Genomic DNA, 4,731 nt, shown 5'->3' with positions numbered 1-4,731 from the left:
AGCATTCAGAGCTCAGTTTAGAGGTGTAAGAGATATTGATTTCTTTTTATACAGATTGACTAAGCTTTATGCCTAAACACAACTTTTGAGATTGATCCCTTTATGCCTAAACACAACTTTTGAGATTGATCCATAATTATTTTTGAGGACAAACAATGAAAAAACCCCGCCTTTTTTAGACGGGGTTTTGTTTTTTAGGCTTTTTAGACAGCCTCTTTTGTGATCCAGTCAGGATTCGAACCTGAGACCTACTGCTTAGAAGGCAGTTGCTCTATCCAGCTGAGCTACTGGACCTAACCAAATCGCTAGGATTTTTAGTCGGGGTGGCAGGATTCGAACCTGCGACCTCCTGGTCCCAAACCAGGCGCGATGACCGGGCTACGCTACACCCCGAAAACTGCGGAGAGACAGGGACTCGAACCCTGGCATCGGTTACCCGATGACAGATTAGCAATCTGCTCCGTTACCACTCCGGCACCTCTCCGTTGCTTTAGATAATTACTTCTCTAATGCGGATGCAAACTTAGCACTACTTTTTATTCTATGCAAGTTTTGCAAACAAAAAATCACACTTTTTTTTACTAAAAAAACGAACACATTATATATCAACATCCTATAGCGAAAAATATTTTTATTATTTCTAATACATTTCATTGAAACCAGCCTCAAACCCCCAAAATAAAACGGTTTCCAACACCCTTACTACATTACCTATTTCCATTTTACCTTACATATTTGCAGTTGTTATGACGATTAAATTTTATTCCTTACCACTTCCACCCTTTCTGTATCTTGACAATTCAAAAAAGAAAACACAATTGAATAACCGCATTATCAATACTTATCGAATAGTATAATCACCTTGGTATAGTTATAAATTATAAAAATTAATTTTTTTTATGTACTTTACCGACGCATTAGTACATCTTGTTAACAAGAGATACTATGACTAACAGTAAATAACTTTATAATAATACCATAAACTATGAATAAAAAAGTAGTAATCGTTTCTGCTGCAAGAACGCCAATTGGAAGCTTTTTAGGTGCTTTATCAACAGTTCCTGCGACTAAATTAGGTTCAATTGCAATCAAAGGTGCTTTAGACAAAATTAAACTTGATCCAAAATTAGTTGATGAAGTTTACATGGGGAATGTAGTACAAGCAGGAGAAGGACAAGCTCCAGCTCGTCAAGCAGCTTTAGGTGCGGGATTGTCTAACGAAGTTCCTTGTACAACAGTAAATAAAGTGTGTGCCTCTGGAATGAAAGCTATTATGTTCGGTGCACAAGCTATTATGACTGGTGATGCTGAAATCATCGTAGCAGGAGGAATGGAAAACATGAGTATGATTCCTCACTATGTACACATGAGAAATGGCAATAAATTCGGACCGACAACATTGGTAGATGGATTGCAAATTGACGGTCTTATAGATGCTTATGATAACAATGCTATGGGAGTTTCTGCGGACTTATGTGCTTCTACTCATAATATTTCAAGAGAAGAACAAGATGCATTTGCCATCGCTTCTTATGAAAAGTCTGCCAAAGCATGGGATGCTGGTAAATTTACAGATGAAATCGTTCCTGTAGAAGTACCACAAAGAAGAGGTGAACCTATTGTAATAAATAGAGATGAAGAATACACAAATATTAAATTAGATAAAGTAACAAGCCTTAGACCTGCTTTTACTAAAGATGGTACTGTTACTGCTGCCAATGCTTCAACGATAAACGACGGAGCTGCTGCTGTAGTGATCATGAGCGAAGAAAAAGCAAAAGAATTAGGTTTAACTCCACTGGCATATATTAAATCGTATGCAGATGCAGCACAAGAACCAGAATGGTTTACTACAGCACCTGCAAAAGCACTTCCTATCGCACTTAAAAAAGCTAACCTAAGCGTAAGTGATATTGATTACTTTGAATTTAATGAGGCTTTCTCTGTTGTTGGAATTGCCAATACCAAATTATTAGATATTGATCCTGCATTGGTAAATATCAATGGTGGAGCAGTTTCTTTAGGACATCCGTTAGGTTGTTCAGGAGCGAGAATTATTGTTACTCTTTTAAATGTTCTAAAACAAAATAATGCAAAATTAGGAGCCGCTGCAATTTGTAATGGTGGTGGTGGTGCTTCTGCTATGGTATTAGAAAGAGCATAATATTCAATATTTTAAAATATCTTTAAGATGAGTTTGATTAGTTCAAACTCATCTTTTATTTTTGCATATAAATTCAACTATCTATTATGTTTGCATATTGCAATCTTGCCATTGTACCATTAAGAGCTGAAGCATCTGACAGAAGCGAAATGGTAACACAAGTACTATTCGGAGAACACTTTACTATTTTAGAACAAACTGAAAAATGGTCTAAAATACAGCTATCCTATGACAAATATGAAGGGTGGATGGACAACAAACAATATCAGCTGATTACTGAAGACGACTTTAACTACTTAGAACACACTTCTACTTTATTCGCCTCAGACCTTGTTGACTTTGTTTCGACAGAAAACAACCAATTGATGTCTATCCCTTTAGGTAGTTGCCTTAATGGACTTAAACGAGACTCTATTAATATTGATAATTTTCAATATGAAGGTCGAAGTATTTCTGGCCAATTCAACAAAAGCTTGTTCTTAAAAACAGCTTTTATGTATTTAAATGCGCCATACTTGTGGGGAGGAAAAACTCCTTTTGGAATTGACTGCTCCGGATTTACCCAAATGGTTTACCGCATCAATGGATACAATATACCAAGAGATGCCTCTCAACAAGCTACAATAGGTGAAGCTTTGAGCTTTATTGAAGAAAGCGAAGTAGGAGATTTAGCGTTTTTTGACAATAGTGAAGGAAACATAGTACACGTGGGTATTATTATGGAAAACAACTACATCATACACGCACATGGTAAAGTGAGAATTGATCGATTAGACCACTTAGGAATTTACAATATTGACTCGGGAAGACACACGCATAAACTAAGAGTCATAAAAAAGATTCTTTAATTGCATACAGACCTCACCAAACGGTATTCAAAACAACAATAAAGTATTACACAAGCCTATACTGCAATTATCCGCAGCAAATCGGGTAAGGCTAATGGGTTAATTACCAGCTTTAAAGTAAAAGCCACTCTATTTCACAGCATTTAGGTTTAAAACAAGTATACCTAATAATACCCTATTGTTTTCTTATTTCTTTTGAACATTCACACTCAATCTTGTTCATTTTTTTTAAACTGTGTAGAAAATATGTTTTTATGACTAAAAAAATAAAAATGTATCTTTGCACAAATTCAGATTATTATGAACACTTTCGAGCAATTCAATCTTCCGAAAGCTTTAGATAAAGCCCTTAATGAGCTTAATATAACAACCCCAACTCCTATTCAGGTAAAATCGCTCCCTGTGATCCTATCAGGAAGGGATATGATGGGGATTGCCCAAACTGGTACAGGTAAGACATTCGCCTACCTATTACCTATTCTTAAACAGTGGAAATTTGCGAACTTCGAATCTCCAAGAGTTGTGATCATTGTTCCAACAAGAGAATTAGTCGTACAAGTTGTAGAGGTTATTGAAAAAATAACCCAATATATGTCTATTCGCACGCTTGGTGTGTATGGAGGAACAAACATTAATACGCAGCGAAAAGCCGTTTATGAAGGGGTAGATATCTTAGTTGGTACGCCTGGTCGTATGATGGACCTTGCATTAGACGGAGTATTGAGATTTGACAATCTACAAAAACTTGTCATTGATGAGTTTGACGAAATCCTCAATTTAGGATTCCGCACTCAGCTAACTTCTATCTTAACGATGATGAAAACAAAAAGACAAAATATATTGTTTTCTGCGACTATGACTGAAGAAGTAGATGAAGTATTAGATGAATACTTTGATTTTCCTGAAGAAGTGTCATTAGCTCCTTCTGGGACACCATTAGAAAAAATCGATCAACTTGTCTATAACGTACCGAATTTCAATACAAAAATGAATCTTCTTTTACATCTTCTACAAGATAAAGAAGTATATAATCGCGTATTAATTTTTATAAATAGTAAGCGATTAGCAGATGTTGTTATGGAAAAATTAGAGGCTGCATTTCCAGATGAATTTACAGTGATTCACTCTAATAAATCTCAAAACTTCCGTATGCGATCAATGGCTGAGTTCCAAGCAAGTGAACTACGAGGTCTTTTGACAACAGATATTATGGCACGTGGATTAGACATCTCTGATATATCGCATGTATTTAACTTGCAGTTTACTGATTCTCCTGAACAATACATTCACAGAATTGGACGTACAGGTCGTGCAGATAAAAAGGGAACTGCAATATCATTGGTTGATCCAAAAGAGGAAGAAATGCTTATTGCTGCTGAAATGTTAATGGAAAAAGAATTAACAGTAACAGAAATCCCTGAAGAAGTAGAAATATCAACTTCTTTAATGGAATTTGAAAAGTCTAAGCTCAAAGCAAAGCAATTAGTTAAGATTAAAAAGCCAGAAGAAAAAGGAGCTGCATTTCATCAAAAGAAAGAAAAGAATACTAAAGTTAACCTTGGTGGACCAGGTAAGAGAAAACCAAGAAAAACGAAGCCAAGAAACAGAGCCGTAGACGCTAAAAGAGCGGCGAAGAAAAAGAGAGGTAACGAATAAGCTTTTATAATATTACTAAAAAAGAGGGTGTCCCAAAAGGTCACCCTCTTTTGTATTATATAA

3 protein-coding genes, 3 tRNA genes and 1 pseudogene are annotated in these 4,731 nt (G+C 35.8%); 4 read left to right on the top strand and 3 right to left on the bottom strand.

The genetic code is table 11. The features are described 5' to 3' along the window. Window positions 1-76: pseudogene (locus GOQ24_RS16960) on the top strand (transposase); the annotation flags it as partial. A gap of 144 nt (window positions 77-220) precedes the next feature. On the opposite strand, the gene GOQ24_RS11375 reads toward GOQ24_RS16960, so the two are convergent. The 3 genes from GOQ24_RS11375 to GOQ24_RS11365 form a co-directional block, all read right to left on the bottom strand. Beyond that, a tRNA-Arg gene (locus GOQ24_RS11375) sits at window positions 221-294 on the bottom strand. Between the two features lie 24 nt (window positions 295-318). Next, a tRNA-Pro gene (locus GOQ24_RS11370) sits at window positions 319-393 on the bottom strand. Between the two features lie 7 nt (window positions 394-400). After that, window positions 401-484 (bottom strand) — tRNA-Ser (locus tag GOQ24_RS11365). A 501-nt stretch (window positions 485-985) separates the two neighbouring features. Between GOQ24_RS11365 and GOQ24_RS11360 the strand changes: the two genes are divergently transcribed. From GOQ24_RS11360 to GOQ24_RS11350, 3 genes are all read left to right on the top strand, one after another. Beyond that, window positions 986-2,164 carry an acetyl-CoA C-acyltransferase gene (locus GOQ24_RS11360; RefSeq protein WP_160339736.1) on the top strand — a complete coding sequence of 393 codons (1,179 nt, stop codon included), beginning with the start codon at window positions 986-988 and terminating at the stop codon, window positions 2,162-2,164. Between the two features lie 86 nt (window positions 2,165-2,250). Then, complete coding sequence (locus tag GOQ24_RS11355) at window positions 2,251-3,012, top strand: C40 family peptidase (RefSeq protein WP_155092017.1); 762 nt, start codon at window positions 2,251-2,253, stop codon at window positions 3,010-3,012. Between the two features lie 300 nt (window positions 3,013-3,312). Further along, window positions 3,313-4,668 carry a DEAD/DEAH box helicase gene (locus tag GOQ24_RS11350; protein WP_160339735.1) on the top strand — a complete coding sequence of 452 codons (1,356 nt, stop codon included), beginning with the start codon at window positions 3,313-3,315 and terminating at the stop codon, window positions 4,666-4,668. Window positions 4,669-4,731 lie beyond the last annotated feature (63 nt).

This window comes from Myroides sp. LoEW2-1, from assembly GCF_009767705.1.
In the GTDB taxonomy this organism is placed as follows: domain Bacteria; phylum Bacteroidota; class Bacteroidia; order Flavobacteriales; family Flavobacteriaceae; genus Flavobacterium; species Flavobacterium album_A.
Note: the sequence above shows the minus strand (reverse complement) of the source record. Positions and strands in the feature narration are given on the sequence as shown.

What these genes read in the sequence shown, in the direction of transcription:
- GOQ24_RS11360 (WP_160339736.1), top strand. Translation starts at nt 986, where the DNA reads ATGAATAAAAAAGTAGTAATCGTTTCTGCTGCAAGAACGCCAATTGGA.
- GOQ24_RS11350 (WP_160339735.1), top strand. Translation starts at nt 3,313, where the DNA reads ATGAACACTTTCGAGCAATTCAATCTTCCGAAAGCTTTAGATAAAGCC.
- GOQ24_RS11355 (WP_155092017.1), top strand. Translation starts at nt 2,251, where the DNA reads ATGTTTGCATATTGCAATCTTGCCATTGTACCATTAAGAGCTGAAGCA.